Source organism: Xylanibacter ruminicola Ga6B6 (assembly GCF_000687715.1).
Taxonomy (GTDB): Bacteria; Bacteroidota; Bacteroidia; order Bacteroidales; family Bacteroidaceae; genus Prevotella; species Prevotella ruminicola_B.
Genome location: NZ_JHXD01000001.1, coordinates 323,248 through 347,247 on the forward strand (window position 1 = coordinate 323,248; position 24,000 = coordinate 347,247).

At 48.0% G+C, this 24,000-nt stretch carries 15 protein-coding genes; 2 read left to right on the plus strand and 13 right to left on the minus strand.

The window, feature by feature from the left end; translation table 11 throughout:
• Positions 1-9: 9 nt before the first annotated feature.
• From T500_RS0101380 to T500_RS0101435, 12 genes are all read right to left on the minus strand, one after another.
• The gene (locus T500_RS0101380) at positions 10-2,685 is read right to left on the minus strand and encodes a POTRA domain-containing protein (protein WP_051611806.1); all 2,676 of its coding nucleotides are present in this window, start codon (positions 2,683-2,685) and stop codon (positions 10-12) included.
• A 59-nt stretch (positions 2,686-2,744) separates the two neighbouring features.
• Positions 2,745-3,488 (minus strand): isoprenyl transferase, encoded by a 744-nt coding sequence (locus T500_RS0101385; protein ID WP_028906632.1) that lies wholly within the window; start codon positions 3,486-3,488, stop codon positions 2,745-2,747.
• A 5-nt stretch (positions 3,489-3,493) separates the two neighbouring features.
• Complete coding sequence (locus T500_RS0101390) at positions 3,494-4,150, minus strand: DUF6089 family protein (RefSeq protein ID WP_028906633.1); 657 nt, start codon at positions 4,148-4,150, stop codon at positions 3,494-3,496.
• A gap of 2 nt (positions 4,151-4,152) precedes the next feature.
• Complete coding sequence (locus tag T500_RS0101395; RefSeq protein ID WP_155267381.1) at positions 4,153-5,289, minus strand: DUF6242 domain-containing protein; 1,137 nt, start codon at positions 5,287-5,289, stop codon at positions 4,153-4,155.
• Between the two features lie 487 nt (positions 5,290-5,776).
• Positions 5,777-7,390, minus strand: coding sequence for a phosphoenolpyruvate carboxykinase (ATP) (gene pckA, locus T500_RS0101400; protein WP_013065231.1), 1,614 nt, complete (start codon positions 7,388-7,390; stop codon positions 5,777-5,779).
• A 213-nt stretch (positions 7,391-7,603) separates the two neighbouring features.
• The gene (locus T500_RS0101405) at positions 7,604-8,479 is read right to left on the minus strand and encodes a carbohydrate kinase family protein (RefSeq protein WP_036908124.1); all 876 of its coding nucleotides are present in this window, start codon (positions 8,477-8,479) and stop codon (positions 7,604-7,606) included.
• Between the two features lie 5 nt (positions 8,480-8,484).
• Positions 8,485-9,636: an MFS transporter gene (locus T500_RS0101410; RefSeq protein ID WP_028906636.1), complete on the minus strand. Its 1,152-nt coding sequence runs from the start codon at positions 9,634-9,636 to the stop codon at positions 8,485-8,487.
• A 30-nt stretch (positions 9,637-9,666) separates the two neighbouring features.
• Positions 9,667-11,325 (minus strand): DUF4980 domain-containing protein, encoded by a 1,659-nt coding sequence (locus tag T500_RS0101415; protein ID WP_028906637.1) that lies wholly within the window; start codon positions 11,323-11,325, stop codon positions 9,667-9,669.
• Positions 11,326-11,831: 506 nt separating this feature from the next.
• Complete coding sequence (locus T500_RS0101420; RefSeq protein WP_028906638.1) at positions 11,832-13,430, minus strand: glycoside hydrolase domain-containing protein; 1,599 nt, start codon at positions 13,428-13,430, stop codon at positions 11,832-11,834.
• A gap of 12 nt (positions 13,431-13,442) precedes the next feature.
• Positions 13,443-14,831 carry a DUF4960 domain-containing protein gene (locus tag T500_RS0101425; protein ID WP_028906639.1) on the minus strand — a complete coding sequence of 463 codons (1,389 nt, stop codon included), beginning with the start codon at positions 14,829-14,831 and terminating at the stop codon, positions 13,443-13,445.
• A gap of 40 nt (positions 14,832-14,871) precedes the next feature.
• On the minus strand, positions 14,872-16,617 hold the full coding sequence (locus tag T500_RS0101430) for a RagB/SusD family nutrient uptake outer membrane protein (protein WP_155267382.1): 1,746 nt from the start codon (positions 16,615-16,617) through the stop codon (positions 14,872-14,874).
• Between the two features lie 15 nt (positions 16,618-16,632).
• On the minus strand, positions 16,633-19,743 hold the full coding sequence (locus T500_RS0101435; RefSeq protein ID WP_028906641.1) for a SusC/RagA family TonB-linked outer membrane protein: 3,111 nt from the start codon (positions 19,741-19,743) through the stop codon (positions 16,633-16,635).
• A 245-nt stretch (positions 19,744-19,988) separates the two neighbouring features.
• Between T500_RS0101435 and T500_RS0101440 the strand changes: the two genes are divergently transcribed.
• Both T500_RS0101440 and upp read left to right on the plus strand, forming a co-directional pair.
• Entirely contained in the window at positions 19,989-21,524 is a 1,536-nt protein-coding gene (locus tag T500_RS0101440) for a substrate-binding domain-containing protein (protein WP_196243445.1), read from the plus strand.
• A 77-nt stretch (positions 21,525-21,601) separates the two neighbouring features.
• On the plus strand, positions 21,602-22,285 hold the full coding sequence (upp, locus tag T500_RS0101445) for a uracil phosphoribosyltransferase (protein WP_028906643.1): 684 nt from the start codon (positions 21,602-21,604) through the stop codon (positions 22,283-22,285).
• A 43-nt stretch (positions 22,286-22,328) separates the two neighbouring features.
• On the opposite strand, the gene T500_RS0101450 is transcribed toward upp, so the two are convergent.
• Entirely contained in the window at positions 22,329-23,834 is a 1,506-nt protein-coding gene (locus T500_RS0101450) for an SLC13 family permease (protein ID WP_080694741.1), read from the minus strand.
• Between the last annotated feature and the right edge of the window lie 166 nt (positions 23,835-24,000).

A 24,000-nucleotide genomic window follows, 5' to 3' on the forward strand; every position in this document is an offset into this window, starting at 1 on the left:
CTGTATAATTTAGAATTCCTGACCGAGAATGAAGTGGAAGTTGCTTCCACCCTTCTTCTGTGCACCATACTGGCTGGTGTAAACATTGTCGAAACCGTATGCCCAGTCGATACCCATCAAACCAACCATAGGCAGGAAGATACGAACACCGAGACCTGCCGAACGCTTCATCTTGAATGGGTTGAAGTCCTTGGCGTTGGCCCAAGCGTTACCACCCTCCAGGAAGCCCAGTCCATAGATAGTGGTGTTACCCAGCATGAATGGGTAACGCAGCTCGAGTGTGAATCGGTCGTAAGCGTAAGAGTTATAAGATGAGATGGTACCACCCTTCATCATGGTCTCGTAGGCCGAAGAGTAAGAGAGTGATCCATTCTCGTATCCGCGCAGTCCGATGGTCTCCTCTGAGTAGCCGTATGAGTATCCGCTCATACCGTCACCACCCACGTAGAAGGTCTCGAATGGTGAGCGCTTATTGCTGTTGTAGCTGCCTAACAGTCCCATCTCTACACGGGTCATCAGCACAAAGCACTTCTGACCGCCTGTGAGGGCTGTAAAGGTGCGACTCTTAAACTTCCACTTGTGGTACTCAATCCAGCGATATACATCCTGCAACTCGTCCTCGTAGGTAGCCGAGTTAGAGTTCTTGGCCAGATTAGCATAATCCTTATTGTCGAAGAGCGACCAAGGTGGTGTAACGGTTACCGATGCCATGAACTCTGAACCGCGACGTGGGAATAGCTGGTTATCGGTAGATGTACGACTCAATGTCAAACCAAGGTTGATATTGTTACAGTTACCGTTGTGGATATAGAAGTAGCTCCAGTCGCGCAGCATGTAGCGTGAGAAGCCGAGCTGTGCCGACAGCTGGAAGTAGTCGTCGGGCCAGCGCAGACGCTTACCCCATCCCAACGATGCACCGAATACAGTCATGGTCTTATCGTCGTCGAGCATCGACTCATAGTTGTAATAGTAATTATTGTATGAGCCGTAGCCGCCGCTGTACATGTAGTAGTTGTTGTAGAATGAATTGTTACGGTAGTAACTTGAGATATCGCTCTGCTTAGAGTAGAACACACCTACATTCAAACTGTTAGGACGCTTGCCGCCAAACCAGTTGGTTCCATAGTTGGCACTCAGTGAGCTGTAGTAGCTACCGTTGGTCTGGAAGCTGAAGCCCAACTGCTCACCATCACCATAAGGCAGGATACCGCGGTGCAGCTTGTTCTTACCAAACAGGTTACGGATAGAGAAGTTGTTGAACTTGATACCAATCTTACCGATGATACCGGTCTGTCCCCAACCTAATGAGAACTCCAGCTGGTCGTTACTCTTCTGCTCCAGGCGCCAGTTCACGTCAACCGAGCCATCCTCAACGTTTGGCTTGATATCTGGAACCACCTTTTCTGGATCAAAGAATCCCATTGATGCGATATCACGTACCGAACGTGTCAGTGCCTCCTTGTTGAACAGGTCGCCTGGCTTGGTGCGCAGTTCACGACGTACCACCTCTTCGTACAAACGGTCGTTACCATAGATACGGACATGGTTCAGGTGAGCCTGAGGACCTTCGGTTACACGCATCTCGATATCGATAGAATCTCCGTCGATGTTTACCTCAACAGGGTCGATATTCGAGAAAACATAACCGTTGTTATAGTAATAGTTACCAGCGGCATCCTCGTCTTCACGCAGGCGCTTGTCGATGTGCTTCTGGTTATATACATCACCCTTCTTCATGCCTAATACGGCATTCAGGTAGTCGGTTGTAACCACAGTGTTACCTACCCATGTGATATCGCGTATAAAGTACTTCTCACCTTCGTCGATCTTTACTAAGATGTTTACGTGCTTATCGTCGCATGGATAAACCGAGTCCTCAACGATGGTAGCATCGCGGAAACCTAACTCGTTATATTTGTCGATCAGGGCCTGCTTTGCCTCCTTATAGCGCTCGTCGGTAAACTTCTTGGCCTTGAAGAAGTTGGTAAACTTACCAGCCTCGTGAATCTTTCCGAAAGCACCCTTGCCAAACAGCGAGCCTTTAATCTTGCCAGTCTTCAGCTTGTCGTTACCCTGGAACACCAGCTGGCGTACCTTCATCTTGTCTTTCTTGTCGATGTTTACGTCAAGTGTTACCTGTCCAGAGGCATCTTCGTGCTGTATGATGTCGATCTCGGCATTCTTATAACCCTTGTCGTCGAAGTATTTCTTGGCCAAGATCTTTGCACGGTCGATGATGTTACGAGTCAAGCTCATACCCTTAACCATACCCAACTTAGCCTCCATATCCTCGCGCTCGGCCTTTTTGATACCGTTGTAGTTGATGGTCTTGATACGTGGACGCATACCTAAGTGAATGCACAGATAAATCTTGTTGCCAACAATCGAGTCGGCGGTAATCTGTACTTTCGAGAACAATCCGTTACGCCAGTAGCGCTTTACGGCTTCGGTAATCTGCGAACCAGGAACCTCAATCTCCTGACCTACAGACAGTCCCGAGAGGCCAGCCAAAACATAATCCTCGTATCCCTCAACACCCTCAACTGCGATACCACCGATTTCGCAGGTACGAGGGGTACCGGCGTACGAGATATCAGGGTTTACAATCTTATCCTGAGCAGAAGCAGTGAAAGGTAAAAAGGTTAAAAGGTAAACAGGTAAGATACCTTTCACCAGTCCTTTCACCTTATTTATAATATAAATATAAGTCACTTTCTTTTTTACTTTTTTACTTTCGTACCTTTTTACTTTTTCTCTTCGGCCTCTACCTGTGCCTCGGTCTTGCCGAATCTGCGCTGGCGGCTCTGATAGCTGTAGATAGCCTTATGCAGGTCTTCTTCCATAAAATCAGGCCAGTATGTATCGCAGAAGTAAAGCTCTGAGTAGGCAATCTGCCACAACAGATAGTTTGATATACGAATCTCACCACCAGTACGGATCAGCAACTCTGGGTCGGGCATGAAATTGGTCCACAAACGTTCGTTGATGGTCTCCTCGGTAATGTTGTTTACATCCAGCTTGCCATCCTTTACCTCCTGGGCAATCTGCTTGGTAGCTGTTGTCAACTCCAGTTTCGATGAATAGCTCAGTGCAACTACCATGGTCATAGCATCGTTCTTGGCAGTATGCTCCTCGGTCTCGGCCAACTTCTTGTTTACGGCATCGGGGATACGTGAACGGTCGCCCACCACGCGGAAACGTACGTTATTCTTCATGAAGATCTCGTCTTCAAGCGATGTGAGTACCAGTCCCATCAGGGCTGCAACTTCGTCGGCTGGACGATTCCAGTTCTCCGTAGAGAAGGTGTATAGCGTTAAGAACTTGACTCCCAGTCGGGTACACTCAGAAGTGATGCGGCGCACTGCGTCTACACCTGCCTGGTGGCCAAAACTACGGTCTTTACCACGCTCCATGGCCCAACGTCCATTACCGTCCATAATGATGGCAATGTGCTGGGGAATCCTGTTCATGTCTAAAAGTTCCTTCATATATCTTAATATCTATCGTTGTTACACGTTTTGCATTTCTCCCAGAGGTCGTAGGTTAGTGCTATTTGTAGCACGCTATAGCCATCGGTGTTCTTAAACAGACCGCTGCTCTTAATGCCTAAGGGATCCTTACTGCCGTCCAGCTTGTCGCTCAGCGTAAAACGTATTGCCCATTCAGCTGTCAGGTTCAGTCTGTTGCCTATTTTATATTTTATGCCTGCACCTATTGGCAGGTTCATCGTTGCGCCTTTTTCTGATCCGCCATAAAAGCTTGCGCCTGCGCCCATGGTGATGAATGGTGTAAAGCGCCTTGCGCCTCGGTATTCATAACCTGTTCCATATGGCCAGAAGTTGTATTCCAATCGTACGTCGGCTTCGGTAATATGATGACTGAACTCGTAGCCATTTGTTGTTGTCTCGGCTTTGCCTTTCAGCTTGCCTGTGCCTAAATCTAAGGCTATAGCCACACGTGGGTCAAGTCGGTATTTGGCTACTAGTGCCAGCCAAGGCTGCATACCTTTCAGCGGATTGCTGTTGTAGTCGCCTACATAGCTTACTAAGCCTACACCGGCACCTATCTCCATCTTGTACTCAGGCTCGTCCTGAGCAGTGGCGGCCATCGTTATGGCCAGTGCGAAGATTACTGCCAACAGTTTTTTCACTGTTATTCAATGATAAGGCCTCGCCATACTTCACCGGTATCCTTGCCTACCAGCCAGAGATAGCCGTTGTCGTCGGTGATGGCGGTGAGATTATTGGTGCCCAAAGCATCGGGTAATGTATATTTCGTTGTCGTTTTCCAGGTGATGCCCTGATCGCGACTTACGTAAATGTTCTTGTCGTTGCCGATGGCCAGAACCACATTGTTAAAGCGTACCAGATTCAGGTTGTCCATCTTTGGCAGATAGTAACCGCTGTATTCCTCGATAGGAATAAGCACCCATCTTGAAGGCAGACTATTATGGGCGTATTCGGCTATCTTGCGCCATACCATACAAGCCTTATCGCTCTTGTCGTTGGTGCCTACCAACATCTGGTAGTCGGTAGAATCGTTGGCTGCAAAAGCCCACGATGCAAAGGCTATATTGTCTGTTGGCAGCCAGGCTGCATCATCGTCGATTATATCGGCTTCCCATGTGTCGCCGTTGTCCTTACTTACCATCAGTGTACCGTCGGTACCAAAGGCATAACCCTCGGTAGTGCCGTAACCTATCAGCTGCTTCATACCTGCTGTAGCAGCTTTCTGCTCCCACAGGGCTTTCTTGGCATCGGTAGGCAGGTCGGCAGCAGTCATCTGCTCCCAAAGCATCTTGTTTGTCTCGGCCTGATGTACGTTGATTGATATTGCATAAGTGCGGTAGCTGTTACCGCTCTGTGCGTACACACGCAGATCCTTCAACTTGGTAAAGTCGATCGAGTCAGTACTGCTGTAGTAGAGCAGTGAGTCTTCGCCGTTTTTGTCGGGGTAGTTAACTACCACAGTACCAGAGTTAATGCTGCTGATAGTGGCCAGAACGTGGTTCAGGTCAACATCTGATGGCAGAGAGTCGGTATTGTAAATCTTGCGCTGTGCCTGATCGATGGTGAATACAACAGGGTCGCTTAGCGTCTTCTTGTAAACAGAATCCGCACCTGCCGAAGTTGTGGTGTGTACATAACGATTTACACACGACAGCTTGAACTGTGTAATAGCCGTGTTGTTGTAATACTGGGTGGTGTCGTCGTTTTCGTCCTTCAGGCACGAAGTCATCAGCAGGGCACCCGCCAGCATCATGCAAAGCGTAGAAATATATCTTTTCATTGAGTCAATAATCTCTTTTTTGTTCAATTTGGCTGCAAATTTACGCACATTTCTGCAAAAATGAGCACATTTCTACTTATAATTAATGAAAATATGCCATAATTTGACCGATTTTAAGTTAGTTTAGGGTTTTAATACCAAAAAGAGCGCGGTATGAATCACTCACCCCGCACTCAATTCAACGTATGTTAGTATGCATGAGCGTATAAATGCTCAGGCCGGCAGACAATCCAACCGTTACTAACATAACAGTTGTTTGAAAATCTAATAACATAATCTTTTACCTTAAAATCTAACTAATAAAAAACCTAATGAAATACACGTAATCTCCCGATTACAAGTGCAAAGGTACTAAGAATAATTGGAATATTAAAGGATTAAAGAATTAAAATAGGGTCGAAAAAAGTCGAACTTGATATGTATCAATAAAAATTGGCCACGCCTTTCGGCGCAGCCAATTCTGATATTTAAAGTGATAAATCTCTTATTAGAGCTTTGGACCAGCAGCAACCAGAGCCTTACCAGCCTCGTTGCCCTCGTACTTCTTGAAGTTCTTGATGAAACGGCCAGCCAGATCCTTAGCCTTCTCCTCCCACTCAGCAGCGTTAGCGTAAGTGTCGCGAGGATCAAGGATGTTGGTGTCTACGCCCTCAAGCTGTGTTGGAACCTCGAAGTCGAAGTAAGGGATCTTCTTGGTAGGAGCGTTCAGGATAGCACCACCCAGGATAGCGTCGATGATACCACGAGTATCGCGGATAGAGATACGCTTACCAGTACCGTTCCAACCAGTGTTTACGAGGTATGCCTTAGCACCGCTCTTCTCCATCTTCTTAACCAGCTCCTCAGCATACTTTGTTGGGTGCAGCTCGAGGAATGCCTGACCGAAGCAAGCAGAGAATGTTGGAGTAGGCTCAGTGATACCGCGCTCTGTACCAGCCAGCTTAGCTGTGAAACCAGAGAGGAAGTAGTACTTAGTCTGCTCAGGAGTCAGGATAGATACTGGGGGCAGTACGCCGAATGCATCAGCACTCAGGAAGATAACGTTCTTAGCGTCAGGACCAGCACTCTTACCATTTACCTTTTGGGCAATCTTCTCGATGTGGTCGATAGGATATGATACACGAGTATTCTCAGTTACGCTCTTATCAGCGAAGTCGATCTTACCATCCTCGGCAACAGTTACGTTCTCGAGCAGAGCATTGCGACGGATAGCGTTGTAGATATCGGGCTCGCTCTCCTTGTCAAGGTTGATAACCTTAGCGTAGCAACCACCCTCGAGGTTGAATACGCCCTCGTCGTCCCATCCGTGCTCGTCGTCACCAATCAGCAGACGCTTTGGATCGGTTGACAGAGTGGTCTTACCTGTACCAGACAGACCGAAGAAGATAGCTGTGTTCTTACCCTCCATGTCGGTGTTAGCAGAGCAGTGCATAGATGCGATACCCTGCAGAGGCAGATAGTAGTTCTGCATTGAGAACATACCCTTCTTCATCTCACCACCGTACCATGTGTTGATGATGCACTGCTCGCGGCTTGTTGTGTTGAAGGCAACACAAGTCTCTGAGTTCAGACCCAGCTCCTTGTAGTTCTCAACCTTAGCCTTAGAGGCGTTGTAGATTACGAAGTTAGGCTCGAACTTCTCCAGCTCCTCAGCAGTAGGCTGAATGAACATGTTTGTTACGAAGTGTGCCTGCCATGCTACCTCAACGATGAAGCGAACAGCCAGACGTGTAGCCTCGTTAGCACCGCAGAAAGCATCTACTACATAGAGGTTCTTGTTAGAGAGCTCCTTGATAGCGATGTCCTTAACCTGCTTCCAAACCTCCTCGCTCATGGGGTGGTTGTCGTTCTTATATTCCTCAGAAGTCCACCATACCTTGTCCTCGCTCTGTGCATCCTTTACGATGTACTTATCCTTAGGTGAACGGCCGGTGTAGATACCAGTCATTACGTTTACAGCGTTGAGCTCGGTGTTTACGCCCTTGTCGAAACCCTCGAGGCCAGCCTTTGTCTCCTCTGCGAACAGAGTCTCATACGATGGATTGTGTGCAATTACGGTAGAACCTGTAATGCCATACTGAGTCAAATCTAACTTTGCCATATTACTAATCTTTATTTTAAGTTGTGAATATTATCCTTTTGTTATATATAACTTTTAAAAAGCGCTGCAAAGTTACAAATTATTCTCGAATTGACAAGTGGCATTTAGCAATATTTTGTGCGCACACAATTCTTTTTAGGTTAAAGAAATTAAAAAATAATGCCGGAGTAGCGCTTTTGCCACTCCGACATATCATTTTATGATTTTGGATATTTACTTTTTCAGCTCTTCTGGAATCACGGGCATGGCACCGTTCTGGGTGCATACATAGGCGCTTACCTGTACGGCAGTTTTGTGGGCTTCCTGTACGGGTTTCCCGTTGATGATTGATGCACAGAACGAGCCGGTAAACGAGTCGCCAGCGCCTACTGTATCGGCCACTTCTACCTTTGGCGTATCCTGGAACGATGTCAGACCGTCGTCGGTAAATACATACGATCCGTTAGTGCCGCAGGTTAGTACCAGCATCTTCAGTTGATAGTCCTGAACTATCTTCTCGCAGGTACCGCGCATATCCAGTCCGTCGTAGCCGAACATGCGGTTAACCACTACCAACTCTTCGTCGTTGATTTTTAGAATGTTACAAATGCAGAACGAGTCCTCAAGAATCTCCTTCGTGTAGAACTGTTGGCGCAGGTTGATGTCGCAAATCTTCAGGCAGTCTTCAGGGGTGGCATCCAGGAACTTACGTATATTCTCACGACTTACTACGTTGCGCTGTGCCAGCGATCCGAAACAAACTGCACGTGCATTCTTGGCTATCTCCTCCATCTCGTCGGTAAAGGGGATATTGTCCCATGCTACGTTTTCCTTAATGTCATAGGTGGGTATGCCGTCGCCCGTTAGCGTCACTTGTACCGTACCGGTAGGATAGGGTACCTGGGGCATCAGGTAGTTCAGATTGTGCTCCTTCAGCGCCTCGATAGTTTCCTCTGCCAATGCATCTTCGCCTAGTGCGCTGATGGCAATAGTATTCAGACCAAATTGTCCAGCATGATAAGCGAAGTTGGCTGGTGCGCCACCAAGTTTCTTTCCTTCGGGAAGTACGTCCCACAATGCCTCTCCGAGGCCTACTATATATCTCTTCATAATACTTAGTTGTTTTTTACGTTTTTAATATAGGTAAACAGATAAATCACTCCAACAGCCATTACTGCTACTGCGCCGGCCTGGCCCATGGCGTCGCTGGCAATTCCCATCAGCAGTGGAAAAATCGTGCCTCCAAACAAGCCCATAATCATCAAACCCGACACCTCGTTCTGCTTCTGTGGCATGGCTGTGAGTGCCTGTGCAAAACAGATAGAGAAGATATTTGAGTTGCCGTAGCCCACCAGTGCGATTGCTGCGTAGAGAATCCATTTTTCTGTGCCGATAAATAGTCCGCACATTGACAGTGCCATCATGATCACACTGATCACAAAGAAGGTGCGGTTAGGCAGTACTCGCAGGAAGAAAGAGCCTGTCAGGCAGCCGATAGTACGGAATATGAAGTACAGACTGGTAGCAAATGCTGCGTCGTTAAGTGTCAGTCCCAGTCGTTCCATCAGAATCTTTGGTGCTGTGGTGTTGGTGCCCACATCGATGCCCACATGACACATGATACCAAAGAATGATAGCAGTACGATAGGTGTGCCTAGCAGCTTCAGGCATTCAGTAAATGTAGATGCGTTGCCTGTGGTGTGTTCTTCTTCGATAGGCGTAACTGCCAGCAGTGCTGCAGCCAGAATACCCACCACGAAGTAGATCATAAACAGCACTCGCCAGTCGTAGCCGAACGAGGGCAGTACCTGTGTGGCGCCCCACATGGCCAGATATGGAGCCAGGAACGAGGCGATGGCCTTGATAAACTGTCCGAAGGTGAGTGTCGATGCCAGATTGCCGCCGCCCATCACGGTTGATACCAGTGGGTTAAGCGATGTCTGCATCAGTGCGTTACCTATGCCAAGCAGCGAGAATGCGCATAGCATAATCGGGAAGTTCTCGCCAAACAGAGGCAATAGCAGCGATGCGATGGTCACGCCGAGCGATAGCAATACAGTGTTCTTTCGTCCGATCTTGTTCATCAGCATCCCCGTAGGTACGCTGAAAATCAGGAACCAGAAGAATACGAGCGACGGGAAGATGTTGGCCACACTGTCAGTCAACTGCAGGTCTTCCTTCACATAGTTCGATGCAATGCCCACCAGGTCAACAAATCCCATGGCGAAAAAGCAGAACATCACGGGGATCAGAGCAAATTTCTTCATATTACTAAATATTCTCTAAATTCTAAATTCTTAATTCTTAATTTCATATATGGTCGCTTTTCCGCCCTTCACCTTTATGTTATTATAAGGTTCTGATGGGAATACCAGGTTTGTCATAGCCATCTTTCCTTCTGCATCGAAGGCCTCGATAGAACAGCGGTCGATAAACAATCGCAGCTGTTTGATATGTCCATAGGTGGGCGCGATAGTTGTGCATGCGAATGCTTCGCTGAAGCTCACGTCGCCACTCTTTGTGCGGTCCATGCTGAAGCTCTGGCGCTGTCCGTCGTAAACCATCACAACCTCTTCGCCCTTAGAGTTCGAGAGCACAATCTCCGCCTGATTCTTCACGTCCACTACTATCTCGCAAGCTTCAGTCGGCTTCCTCACTTTGGCGCCACGCATAGCCAGCATCTCCTTCGATGGTACTACGCTTACGTATGTCTCCTCGCCAAAGTTAAACAGTCCCAGGTCGCGAGGTATGCTGTTGCCCGAGCGATACTGCTTGGTTGGCACCTGGTTGGCATACTGCCAGTTGCTCATCCATGCCAGTACCACATGACGGTTCTCAGGTGCATTGTAGAACGATACTGTAGCATAGTGATCCTTGCCATAGTCCATCCATTTAGTTACCTTTGGCATCGACTCGCAGGTAAACTTATGTCCGTCGAATTGCCCCACAAAGTACTGTGTAGCACTACCGCCGAACGGGCCGCCAGGGTTGATGTTGCAGATAAGCACCCACTTGTTGTCGATCTTCATCAGGTCTGGGCACTCCCATACGCCACCGTGATTGCCATACTCCTGACCGAAAGCTGACTCGTATTTCCAGTCTTTTAGGTTCTCTGATGAGTAAAGCTGCATCTCCTGACCCACTGCCAGGATCATCACCCAGCGCTTGGTGCCCTCAAACCAGAACACATTGGGGTCGCGGAAGTCGGGCTTGTCGCTGGTCAGTATAGGGTTTCCTTCATATTTCTTGAATGTCATTCCACCGTCTTTTGATATGGCCATCGACTGTGTCTGGTGGTGACCGGCTGAGGTGTAGAAGGCTACTACATCATCTCCGTTGGTGATACATGAGCCACTGAAGATGCTACCCAACCAGTCGGGCTCGAATGTCTGTGGCTGTGCTTCCCAATGCACCAGGTCTTTCGACGTAGAGTGGCCCCAGTGCATGTTCTCCCATTGTGAACCATAAGGGTTGTACTGATAGAAGAGGTGCCAAACACCATCTTTGTAGAACATACCGTTAGGATCATTCATCCAACCATATACTGGTGTATGATGATAAACCGGGCGGAAGCGCTCGCGATTGGTGGTGTCGAAGGTATCGCTATACTTGATTTCCTTCCAACAGGCGAACTCGCCTACGGCACCTTTCAGACGGCGGTCGCCATGAAACTCGATGTCGAGCAGCTGGGCATCTTTCAGTTCATAGGGCACATAATAGTCTACGCGATCTACTGCCAACTTCACATTGATGCGCTGCACCATCTCGTTCTTCCCGTTTACCACAGCTATTGCTGCAATGTCCTCAGTTTCCTGTACGGGTAGCAGCAGGTACTTAGTTGGCTGTTCCACTCGCAGCATGGCATGCTTCTCGCCCAGCACCATAGGCGTTACTTGCGCCATTGCCGATGCAGAGGTAAGCACGGCTGTCACCATCATCATTACCGTTTTTCTCATTTTGCTATTCATTTTTTGTTGTACGATTTTAGATTTCTGCTGCAAAGTTAAGTCAAATCGCGTGTATATCCTATAAATAATGTTTCATTTCTTAAGAAAAATCGTTCATTGCAACAAATTTTTATGCAATGAACGATAATTGAAAGGTTTAATTCTCTAACTACTTTTCAATTGCAAAGTACCTAGCGTGCAATTGTTTTCTAACTACTTTGCAAATACTACACTTCAATAAAAACGTGCGACTCTCACGAACCGCACGTTTTTTTGAAAAACCAATCCATTACCTTACTACTAACTTACTAATTAACTTTTAACCAATTAATCACTCGATGAACCTAAAACAATTTAACTAACTAATAACAATATGACCGTATCCTAAATCTTCTGCTGCAAAGTTACGACGTTTTTCAATATCCATCGATAAATATTGTTTCAACTGCTAACAAAAATCGTTCATTGCAACAATTTTACGCGCAATGAACGATTATTTCTATAGTAGCTATATTTTATTGTTGACTTACCTTTACATCGCTAACTGTAATAGAACCGCCGTAGTTGTTGATGCTCCAGCAGTTTTTCTGGATGCCGTAGATGCGCTGGGTGTAGGCACATACATCGTTAATGTAAAGTGTCAGTACGCTGTTATCTGTGTAGATGTCGATGTTGTAGGTGTTGTCGGCGGGACGCTCGAACCAGTAGCCATCAGCGGCCTCGATGAAGCCCTTGCCTTCTGCACCTTCCTGCTCGAAGTTGAGCTTGCGGTGGTTATCGTCCTCGGGGTTCACTACGATGGTATAGTATTTCTTAGAATCTGTGCCGCGTACAAATGATACACCGAACTTATCCCAGTTGTTCGAAGTCTTTACAGTAAATGAGATGTGATTGGCAGTGCCCAGACGGTTGTAGAGCACGTATGCTCCATCGCCGCTCAGTGAACCACTGTTGTAGCCATTCGATTCCATCACTGTAGCGTTAACAGTCTGATTATACTTGGCAGCCATTGCTGGCACAGCACCCAGAGTAAGTGTACCATCGTTGTGCTGGATAATCTTGTGGCAAACCAATGCGCCACTCCAGTTGGGCTCGTTGCCGTCGCCAGCACCTACGTTGGTGTTCTTCTCGTGAATATCGCTACCAGAACGGAATGGGCACCATCCCCAGATGTAACGGTCTGTGCCGTTAGAAGCAGTCTTGGCGGCATAGAGCGAACGGCTGTCGAGCACACCCTCGTGTCCGTCAGGAGCCCACTTTGGTCCGTCGTTCAAACAACTCTTCAGCTCCTCGTAGGTTGAGGCTACCATGTACTTCACCTTACGGCTCCAGCTGGCGCGATAGCTCTCGCTGAACACGATGTACCAGTAGTTGCCCATCTTGAAGATGTCAGGACACTCCAACATGCGGTCCCAGATCATACGGATACGACCTACATGCTCCCAGTTCTTCATGTCGCTCGACTTGAACTCTGCAAATACAGGGTCGCCACCACCATTAGGATAGGTAGAGATAACCATGTGATAGAGGTTGTCGTCGGCCACGAATATCTGTGGATCGCGGAAGTCATTACCTGAGTAGCCAAAGTCAGGACCATTCAGAGTCCAAAGCTCGTCCTTAGTCCAGGTCTTGAAGTCGGTAGATGTAGCGCGCATCACCACTTCGCGATTCTTGCAGTTGCCGTTGTGACCTGTGTAGTAGATATAATATGTACCATCCTTTTCGTATGCGCAACCTGTACCCAGTGCCGCATCCTGCTGATAGTCGTTAGCACCGTATGCCAGTAACTCGCCCAGCGACTCGTAGTTAGCACCATCCTTGGTAGATACAGCCCAAATGGGGTGGAAGCGATAAGTCATGTTGTTGATGAACTCCTGCAGGTAGAGCACCTTGAAGTCGCCGCTCTTCTGATCGTAGAAAGGCATTGGGTCGCCTACACGGCCAACAGCTGGTGTATAGAATGTGCCAAAGCCGGCAGCATCAGTCGAAGCGAAGAATGTGGTTGTGCCGTTCCAGTCCTTTGCGGGATCGCCGCTGAACTCCTCGTCGCTGCACGCCGTCAGCACAGAGGCTGACAGCATGAGTGCGAATACTGAATATATCATTGTCTTCATAACTTTCTGTTTTTATTTTGTTAGATAATCAAATGCGTTGAGCATAATCTTGCCCATGTTTTCGTGATAGATCGACTCGTATGGAGTAGGAGAGTTCCAGTCGTAGAGGCCTGAGCCCAGACAGATGATACCACCCTTGCCAAATTCGCCGTTAGCACTCTTCAACTCCCAGGCGTTCACGCTGTTGTCGCCAGTCAGTGCGCGTCCACCAGTCTTGGCCTCGAATGCATCCTTACCATCCTGATAGGTATCCCAGAATCCGTACTGTGATGTGGTGTTACAGATGGTGTAGCCATTGTCGAGTGTGTAGATGGCGTTTTCAGGTGCTCCTGGATAGGTGGTGAGTCCTTTCCATAGTGGGTGAGCAGCGTCGTAGGCCCATGTGTGCCAAGGATCGTCGCCCATCAGGTCGGAGCCTTCGCCGCCTCCGCCGCCCCAAACATTGTTTGGATAAGCGTCCTCAGGCATAGCACCCAGAGCAATGGCATAGTTCACGGCCGAACGTCCCAATACGAATCCTACGCCGCGCTGCCAGAGTTCCTTCATCTTAGAGAGGGCTGTCATGGCACCCTGCTCGGCCTCTGCAAATCCGTTGTAGTTGCCGTATGAAGAGCAATGACGGTGGAAGAATATCAGCTTACACTTCTCGAGCGAGATGTTACCGCTGGCCACGTCACTCCACGATGCGTAGGCAGCGCTTGCAATGTTACCAGTGAGCCACTTGGCAGCGGCCTTCTCCTCATCGTTCAGCAGTTCGATGTTCTCAGCATCACCAACGAACAGTGCGATAGGATCCTCAATCAGTGTTACGTAAACCGTATAAACTGTGGTAGCAGTATTATCGTTGAGTGTAATCTGGAATGGCTCAGTGAAGTTGCCCTTAGTGCCGCTTGCTGGACTACATGTGGCATCCTCGCTGCATTCAACCTCGAATGTCGCATTGCTCAGGTCGATACCGCTGTTGGCCATCACGCTTACGGTGATAGTCTTGTCCTGCTGGTTGATGGCACCTTTCACGCCCTCAAGGATGAAGAGTGACATCAGCGCCTCGTCGTTTCTTACGCTTACCTGATAGTCCATCACCAAGTCGCCATTGCTGATGTGAAGATTGCGATCGGCATCAAAGTTGATGTGGTCGCCCACCTTCATATTGGTCTGTGCACCAGCTGATACAGTCAGACTGGTTATCTCCATATCACCCTTCTGGGCGAAATCTACGGGCACTTTCACTTTCACTAGGCGCTTCTCTGTATTGATAGTACCTTCGTATTGTCCGTTCAGGACGAACTTCTCAACGAGGCATGAACCGCTCACGTCGATGCTGCCTGTATGGTCATCGTTACAAGCGGTGAGCCCGCATACGATGCATATTGCGCAGATAATGCTATATATCGTTTTCATATAATTATCAATTTTCAATTATCAATTATCAATTCGTTTCTTACCACTGTCCACAGTTCTGGGTGTAGTGTCCGTTAGATGCAGCCATCTGTTCGAATGGTACGGGTAGGTACTCATTCTTGTTGGCAGTAAACTGCGATCCGCTCAGGAAGTTCATCTTCTCACTCTCTGTAGAGTAGTACTTGTTAAGTACTGTAGCCGCATCGCCCCAGCGTACCAAGTCGAAGAAACGCTCACTCTCCATAGCCAACTCCAGTCGGCGTTCCATCTTAATGATCTTCATGGCCTCGTCCTTGCTGTAGCTGCCACTGTACTTACCTACTGCATAGTGTACACCATACTTATTAGAATAGTTGGATACTACGCTGCTTGTAGCCATACCTGCTGCACGCTCACGAACCTGATTTACCAGGGCGATAGCCTCAGAAGTCTGTCCCAGTTGAGCCTGTGCCTCAGCACGCATCAGCAGTACGTCGGCATAGCGAAGAACGATACGGTTCATCGAACTTGCCCACTGCGAGTCACACAGATACAGATAGCTGTCAGTCAGTGCAGGATCAACATTCTGCTTCAGCGATACAAAGTATCCGAATGTACCACCACTGCGGCTCCAAGCGTTGCTCTCGGCAATCATAAAGCTTGGGTTAAACATATATGGAGTACCAGGTACGCCTACTGTTACGAACAGTCGTGGATCTACAGTCTGGGCTGAACCAACGGTATATTCCTCGTCGGCAAAGGTGTCGAGCATGGGCAGACCGTCGCTGTTGGTGCGATAGGCACTTACCAGATTGTGAGAGGGCTTGTAGAAATCGCAACCAGAGTCGTGTACCTTTGGAATACATGGTACAATCAGACGGTATGAGAAGTTCAGGTTACCATATACGGTACCATCGTTTCTTGAGTACTGGATGGCCCAGATACTCTCCTTGCCGTTCTCATACTGCTCCTCAGGGCGAAAATTATTGTGCAGGTCGGGCTCCAGACCATAGCCGGCAGCAGTGTAGATGGATGGATTTGTGTATTCTACCACCTTCTGTAGGTCGGCATCGCTGATAGATGTCACCTGATTGCTGTTGGCATCGTCCTGATGATAAGCCTTATAGAGATAAACCTTAGCTAGGAATGCGGCACATGCAGCCTTTGTGGGGCGTCCCTTGTCGGCCTGGGTAACAGGTAGTACGGCGTAGGCATCCTCCAGATCGTTGATAATCTGCTGCCAGCCCTCGTCGTTGGTGTATTCTGTGTTCGAAAGGTTGTTGTAGTCATCTTCCGTCATGTTGGGCTTGTTCACAAATGGAATCTTCTTGAACAGTCGCTTCAGTTGGAAGTGTCCATAAGCGCGCAGGAACTTCATCTCGGCAGTACGCTGCTTGATGGTGGCGTTCTCCTGATCGGCGCTGGCCAGAATGTCGAGCGACAGACTTACGCGGCTCAGATAATTGTAGAAACGTGTCCAAATCGAGCTGAAAGGCCAGTCGGTAGTCATCACGCCAGTGCTCTTTTCCAAGCGGTGGAATGGTTCACCATCAGAGAAGTCTGAACCGCCAACGTATGCGTCGTCGCTTCGTGTGTCGTAGTTCCAGAGTGAGAACGATGCGTTCATATCCTCAATCGAAACCAGTCCGGCGTATGCTGAAATCAGCACGTTGTCGATATACTCAGGGTTCTTTACCTCGTCCTGAGTCAGCGTTGCCTGTGGCACCTGTTCCTCCAGGAAATCAGAGCAGGCAGTAAGACCACAGATTACGCAGATTGCGCAGATTGTTCTATATATCGTTTTCATAATCGTTGCTATATTTTAGAATGAAACATTAAGTCCGAATGTAAGATTGAGGGGGATAGGATAGTTGAATCCTGGGTTCTCAGGATCGGCACCTGTAAACTTATTGCTCTTGATGGTGAGCAGGTTCTGAGCCGATGCGTAGAGGCGTATGCGATCCATACATAACTTCTCTGTCAAATTCTTGGGCAGATTGTAACCCAACTGTATGGTGCGCAGCTTCACGTAACTACCATTCTCTATATAGTAAGATGAAACACGTCCCTCATTGTTTGTATCCGATGTGGTGAGTGCAGGGATGTTGCTGCTAGGATTAGCTGGGCTCCAGGCATCGAGTGCTCGCTTACCCTTGTTCAGATAAGGTACGTTGATGGCTGAATTTGCCCAGAAGTCGGTCTGCGACTTATATCCGCGGCAGTCTACATCAACACCCTGTACGCCTTGCCAGAACATTGTCAAATCCCAGTCCTTATACTGCAGATAGATGTTCAATCCCCAAGTGAAATCTGGAGTTGGATCGTAAATCCAGTCCTGATCGGCCTCTGTAATAACGCCGTCGCCATTCAGGTCCTTATAGCGTATGCGGCCCAGGCCAGCACCTTCCTGTGTAGCATGATTATCAATCTCCTCCTGACTCTTGAAGATCCCGTCGTAGATGTAGCCTACCTGCGAGAACATAGGATGACCTACAACACTCTTCACACCGTTACCACCATACTTACCGTTGGCAGCTACTGTTTCAGGCAGTTTTGTAATCTCATTCACATACTTACTGATGTTTCCGTTGATATCCCACGAGAAACCGTTCTCCAACTGATGACGATAACCAATACTCAGTTCCCAACCGTTGTTCTTTACCTCGCCGGCATTGATCCACTGACCAGAGCCTTCACCCATAGCAGCGATACCTTCCATGAAGAGCAGAATGTCTGTGGTCTTCTTATTGAACCAATCAAAACTACCGTAGATCTCGTTTCTCAGCATTGCGAAATCAACACCGATGTTATGTTGTGTGGTGGTTTCCCACTTGATATCGTCGTTGCCGCGCTGATTGCGTACGTAACCGTTAGCCAGATCGTATCCGCCGTTCTTACCGCTAATGTCGTATGATGAACCAGCCTGACCGCTACCCCAAAGTCCTGTTGATACTACGCTCTTGTAGAGGGTGTATCGTGAAGTGTTTGAGATTTCCTGGTTACCAGTCTGTCCCCAAGAGTAGCGCAGCTTCAGGTTGTCGAGCCAGCTCTTTGCCTTAGCCATAAACTTCTCTTCTGAGAGACGCCAACCTGCAGATACTGATGGGAATGTACCATATTGGTTGTTAGTACCAAATCGGCTCGAACCGTCTCGACGGATAGTAAAGCTGGCCAGATACTTGTCGTCATAGGTGTAGTTAACCTTTCCGAAGAATGATACGAGACTGAAACCTTCGCCCGATCCTTCTGCCAGCTGCTTGCCTGCACCAGCACTTGGCCACATATAGTCGGTGTTCAGAATAGCCAGTTCATAGCGCTTGGCACTGTTCCACTTATAGTCCTGACGATTCACCTCAGTACCAATCATGGCGTCGCCGCGATGCTTGCCGATTTCAAGATTGTAGGTAGCAATGGCGTTCCACATCCAGCGCATCCAGTGTTCCTGCTTGCTTTCAACAGCGCTATCGGTACGCTTAACCTTACCATTTTCGATAGGGTAGGTAAAGAAGCGCTGCTCCTTCTGTGTATAGTCCATACCCAGTGTGGTGCGAACCATAAAGTTCTTGAATGGGGTGATGCTCAGGTGCACATCGCCGAATGAGCGCCACTGTGTATATTCATTGTCCTTTGCATTGTCGATCATGCTCAGTGGATTCTCGCGCTCAGAGTAAGCACCCAGTGCCTGAGCATATTTACCGTTCTCTGCCCATATAGGGAAGTTAGGGTTAAACTCAAGTGCGTGCTCCAGCACTCCGCCAGGAGCGTCATTGCCCTTGGTACGGTTCATGGTGAAGTTCTCACCAATCACTACCTTGCCATCGAACAGCTTATAGTCTGCATTAGCACGAGCCGACAGACGGTTGAAGTTACTCTTCTTAATGGTACCCTGGTTGTCGTAGTAGCCAATGCTGAAGAATGAACTGCCCTTCTCCGAACCGTTGCTTACCGAGAGGTTGTACTGCTGTACCACGCCTGTGCGCGTAATCTCATCGAACCAGTCTGTATCACCTGCACGTACACTGGCGTTCTCGTCCAGATACATATTCATAGTCATACGGTTCAGTACGGGATTGCCTTTAGCGTCGTAGCTCCAGTCGTAGTTGTAACCCAGATTATTGTTGCTTGGGTTCACACCATCGTTCACGCAAGCCTGCCAGTATGCGCGTCCCCACTCGCTAGCGTTCATGGTCTCAATCTTATTAGTATAGAACGAGGTGGCCACACTGCCGTCGAAGTTCACCTTTACCTTGCCGTCCTTACCCTTCTTGGTGGTGATGATGATCACACCGTTGGCGGCGCGGCTACCATAGATACTGGCAGAGGCTGCATCCTTCAGCACCTGGATGCTCTCGATATCGTTACCGTTCAACTCATGCATACCAGCCTTTGTGGGCACACCGTCGATAATGTAAAGTGGATCGTTGTCGTTCAGGGTTCCTACACCACGGATACGGACCGTTGCAGCACCCGAAGGATTACCATCGGCTGTGATATTCATGCCTGGTACACGACCCTGCAGTGCCTTCATTGGGTTGTTCTCGTTCTGCTTGGCAATCTCGTCTACGCTTACGGTCGAGATGGCACCCGTCAGATCGGCCTTGCGCTGGGTGGTATAACCTGTTACCACAACCTCCTTCAGAAGTTCGCTGTCGTCTTTCATAGTTACCTTCATACCTTGTTTCGCAGGTACCTCTTGTGTCTGGTAGCCGATGTACGAGATAACCAGAGTGGCATTCTCGTTCACTTTGATGGTGAAGGCTCCATCGAAATCGGTTACTGTACCGTTCGTGGTCCCCTTCTCCTTTACTGTAGCACCGATGACCGATTCTCCTGTAGCGTCGACCACCGTACCACTGATCTCTGTCTGCGCGTACATCATTGTACTTACGAGCAAGAGAGCAAAACACAGAAAACGTTTCTTTAGTCTTTCCATTGTTGCTTGTTTTAATTGTTAGTACTCAAATCTGATTTTAAATCCTGCACAAAATTACTAATATATTGTGCGTGCAGCGTTAAAATATCGTTCATCACGTTCAAAAATTGTTTCAATGTATCATATTTGTTATCAAATGAACGTTTTTTGTTAGTATTTGTTGGCAAATATACAAAAATTACGCAAGAATGTCTTGTATATCAGAACTTTTTTTTATATTTGCCGACAGAAAGCTTAAAACAATTATGAGGAACTTATCAATTTACCTTCTTACGTTAGCTGCAGTCCTGCTGATGGGTTGCAAGCAAAACGAGCCTAAATATATAATAGGTGTTTCACAATGTTCTGAGGATATATGGCGTGATTGGCAGAACGCCGAGATGAGAATGGAAGCCAACTTTCATGAGGGTGTAGAACTCCGTTTTACTGCTGCTCACGACGATTCTGAACTTCAGAGCAACCAGATAGACAGTCTGGTGGAAAGTGGCATCAATCTGCTGATTGTGGCTCCCAACCAGCTCTCGACGGTGTCACCTGCTATCGACCGTGCCTACGATAAGGGCATCCCCGTTATCGTGTTTGAACGTAAGACCGACTCACGTAAATACACAGCCTTTGTAAGTGCCGATAACTACGAGATGGGACACCTGATGGGTGAATACATCGCTACCCAACTTGGTGGTAAGGGGCAGATAATGGAAGTGAAAGGACTGAAAGGTTCATCGCCTGCCGAGGAGCGTTATAATGGCTTCCATGTGGCTTTGGCTGCCTATCCTGATATTAAGGTGGTGGTTGAGTTACAAGGCGACTGGACTGAGCCGACGGCTTATCAGGCCGTTAAGAACTGGAAGGGCGATATGAACAGTATCGATCTGGTTTTCGGACATAACGATCGCTCTGCTATTGGGGCCCGTAAGGCCTTCGAAGAACGAGGCGCCAAACTGCCCATGTTCTGTGGTATCGATGCCTTGCCAGGACCTGATGGTGGTATCCAACAGGTGCGCGATTCGCTCCTCGATGCCTCGTATATCTATCCTACACATGGCGACCAACTGCTACAACTGGCCCTCGACATCCTCGATGGCAAAGAATATCCAAGAGAAACCTTGCTTACCTCGGCTTTGGTAACCCGCGATAATGCTACGGTGCTGTTACTCGAAAGCAACGAAGTGGTGCGCCAGGCGCATAATCTGATTAAACTTCAGAAAAAAGCCGCCAGCTATCTTGAACAACTGTCAACACAGCGCACCATCTCGTTGCTGGCACTCATCTTGTTGGCATTGCTGGTACTTATATTAGTACTCTTTATTCTCTATCATCGTTCCAGAGTGTCGGCCCAGCGCGAGCGTATTGTCAATAACCTGTGGAACATGCAGACGCCAACCGAGCCGGTACGGCCTGCCGATCAACAGCCTGCGGCTGCACAGCCCGTCGTTCAACCCGAAGATGAGGCTGCTGAATCGGCCAAGGAGCCGCTATTCATTGTGCGTTTCAAGGATGTGGTCGAGGCCCGTCTCTCCGATAGTGATCTGACTATTGATGATTTGGCTGCTGCCATGAACCTGAGTCGTGTACAGCTGTACCGTAAAGTTAAGGCCATCTCTGGTTCGTCGCCTGTCGAGCTGTTGCGTTCTGCCCGATTGAATCGCGGCTATCAGTTACTGGTAAAAGGCGATAAGACCATCGCCGAGGTAGCCTACGAGGTTGGTTTCACCGCCCCTAGCTACTTTACCAAGTGTTTTAAGGATGAATTTGGAATCAGTCCTTCCGATCTGTCCTAACTCAGCATGTTTTTCCCATTAAAACTTGTCACTGTCATTTTAAATTTGTACTTTTGCCGCAAAAATGTAAGTATATGATTGAAGTAGTAGATTTTAGCAAAACCAATTCGGTACTCAACCAGTATATGGCTGAGTTGAGAGACAAGAACTATCAGAAGAACCGACTGCTGTTCCGTCATAACATCAAGCGTATAGGCGAGATGATGGCGTATGAACTGTCGAAGACTCTGGAGTACAAAACCAAGACTATCACCACACCTCTGGGAACAATTGATATTCCCCTGCCAAAGGACGATATGGTGGTAGCTACGGTGCTGCGTGCAGGACTGCCCTTCCATGAGGGATTCTTGAATGTGTTCGACAAGGCTGACAACGGTTTTGTGTCAGCTTTCCGTATGTATATCAATAGAGAGCATACCGAGGTGGGTGTACATACAGAGTATATCGCCACACAAAGCGTGAAGAACAAAACACTATTGGTGGTAGACCCCATGCTAGCTACCGGAGGAAGTTTGGCTGCTGCAATTGAATCACTATTGGAGTCGGGAAAACCAAAGAAAATTCATTTGTGCTGTGTGATAGCTGCTCCCGAGGGAATCGAAGTGGTGAAAGAGGCATTGCCTGATGGTTCTACTATCTGGTGTGCGGCCATCGACCAGGGTATGAACGAACAGAAGTATATCGTACCAGGATTTGGCGACTGCGGCGATCTGTGCTACGGTGAAAAGCTACAGAGTTTCCGTAAGCACGCTGATAAATAAAAAAAGAAAATCCCGCTCAACCGAGCGGGATTTCTTTTTCTATTTAGATGAGGTGAAGTGTTCCCATCAAGTAAACCAGACCGAAGCCTAATGCCATTGAAATGATACCCATGATGATACCAATCTTAGACATTTGTGACTGCTTTACATAGCCTGTTGCAAATGCCAGAGCATTTGGTGGGGTAGAGATAGGCAGAATCATGGCTGATGATGCTGCAATAGCTACACCGATCAGTATGGTTGGTGTGCCGCCGATGGGTGCCAGCTTGTCGCCCATAGCACCGCAAACCATAGCCAAGATAGGCATCAGCAGAGCTGCAGTAGCTGAGTTAGAGATGAAGTTACTGAGCAGATAGCAGATTGCACCACCAATCATAAGAATTACCAATGGTGAGAATTCTCCGAATGGGATGCTTTCAACAGCGTTGGCTGACAGACCGGATTTGTCCAATCCGTAACCCAGTGCGAAACCGCCGGCTACCATCCAGATAACACTCCAGTTAATCTGCTCCAGGTCGCGCTTATTGATAACACCCGTGAGGGCGAAGATACAGAAAGGAACCATAGCTACTGTGTTGGCGTTGATACCTGTGATTTGGTCAGAAAGCCAAAGCAGTACAGTAACGATGAATGTAATGATGACTACTGTTGACTGGAAGCCCTTCTGCATACCACCATCAATCTTCAACTCAATGGTCTTCTGACTGAATGGGAAGAACTTAAGCAACAGACGCCAGCTGATGAACAGCAGCAGAATCACAAGGGGGAACATGAACATCATCCACTGTCCGAAACCAAGACCCATATTCAATCCCTCAGGGTCGTTCAGGTACTTCAGGGCAATAGAGTTAGGAGGTGTACCGATAGGGGTTCCCATACCACCAAGGTTGGCAGCAACAGGGATAGACATGGCCAACGCAATTCGGCCCTTACCCTCGGGAGGCAGCTGGTGGAATACTGGGGTGAGGAATGTCAGCATCATAGCAGCAGTAGCTGTGTTAGATACGAACATCGAGAACAAACCGGTGATGAGCAGGAAGCCTAACAGTACCATCTCACTGCGTGTTCCGAAGGGACGGAGCAGGACTTTGGCCAACTGTGCATCGAGACCTGTCTTGGTGGCAGCAATGGCCAGTACGAATCCGCCAATAAACAGCATGATGATTGGGTCGGCAAACGAAGCCATCACACCTTTGTGTGAGAGAAGTTTTCCCACTACCTCAGGGTCTACCATCGGTTTTATACCGCTATCCGAGCAGAATAGCAGCATCAGTACGATGATAGCAATAGATGTGGCCCACGATGAAACAATCTCAAGGATCCACATGAGCGTGGCAAAGGCAAAGATAGCGATGACGCGCTGCTGGATAACGGTGAGGTTCTGGATGCCATACCATTCAGCTGGCATGTTCCAGAGTAATAAAGTGACGAGCGCTACCAAAGCTATCTTGATAGCACGTTTGGTACCATCAGCAGGATGGTATTTACGCTGGTGACGCATTTTGTGATACGTCTCAACGAGATGAAATCCTTCGTAAATGTGAAACATATGTTATAAGTTATTATTTAATATTTGGTTTTAAGTAAAAATCGAGCGCAAAGATAATCATTTATTGAGAAATTAGTTTTATAGTTGAGAGAAAAAACGATAAATGAGTGTATTTTTACACAAAAATCATCCCCACGACAATTTGCCATGGGGATGATTGATATGT

What these genes read in the sequence shown, in the direction of transcription:
- T500_RS0101385 (WP_028906632.1), bottom strand. Translation starts at nt 3,488, where the DNA reads ATGAAGGAACTTTTAGACATGAACAGGATTCCCCAGCACATTGCCATC.
- T500_RS0101395 (WP_155267381.1), bottom strand. Translation starts at nt 5,289, where the DNA reads ATGAAAAGATATATTTCTACGCTTTGCATGATGCTGGCGGGTGCCCTG.
- pckA (WP_013065231.1), bottom strand. Translation starts at nt 7,390, where the DNA reads ATGGCAAAGTTAGATTTGACTCAGTATGGCATTACAGGTTCTACCGTA.
- T500_RS0101405 (WP_036908124.1), bottom strand. Translation starts at nt 8,479, where the DNA reads ATGAAGAGATATATAGTAGGCCTCGGAGAGGCATTGTGGGACGTACTT.
- T500_RS0101410 (WP_028906636.1), bottom strand. Translation starts at nt 9,636, where the DNA reads ATGAAGAAATTTGCTCTGATCCCCGTGATGTTCTGCTTTTTCGCCATG.
- T500_RS0101415 (WP_028906637.1), bottom strand. Translation starts at nt 11,325, where the DNA reads ATGAGAAAAACGGTAATGATGATGGTGACAGCCGTGCTTACCTCTGCA.
- T500_RS0101420 (WP_028906638.1), bottom strand. Translation starts at nt 13,430, where the DNA reads ATGAAGACAATGATATATTCAGTATTCGCACTCATGCTGTCAGCCTCT.
- T500_RS0101425 (WP_028906639.1), bottom strand. Translation starts at nt 14,831, where the DNA reads ATGAAAACGATATATAGCATTATCTGCGCAATATGCATCGTATGCGGG.
- T500_RS0101430 (WP_155267382.1), bottom strand. Translation starts at nt 16,617, where the DNA reads ATGAAAACGATATATAGAACAATCTGCGCAATCTGCGTAATCTGTGGT.
- T500_RS0101435 (WP_028906641.1), bottom strand. Translation starts at nt 19,743, where the DNA reads ATGGAAAGACTAAAGAAACGTTTTCTGTGTTTTGCTCTCTTGCTCGTA.
- T500_RS0101440 (WP_196243445.1), top strand. Translation starts at nt 19,989, where the DNA reads ATGAGGAACTTATCAATTTACCTTCTTACGTTAGCTGCAGTCCTGCTG.
- T500_RS0101450 (WP_080694741.1), bottom strand. Translation starts at nt 23,834, where the DNA reads ATGTTTCACATTTACGAAGGATTTCATCTCGTTGAGACGTATCACAAA.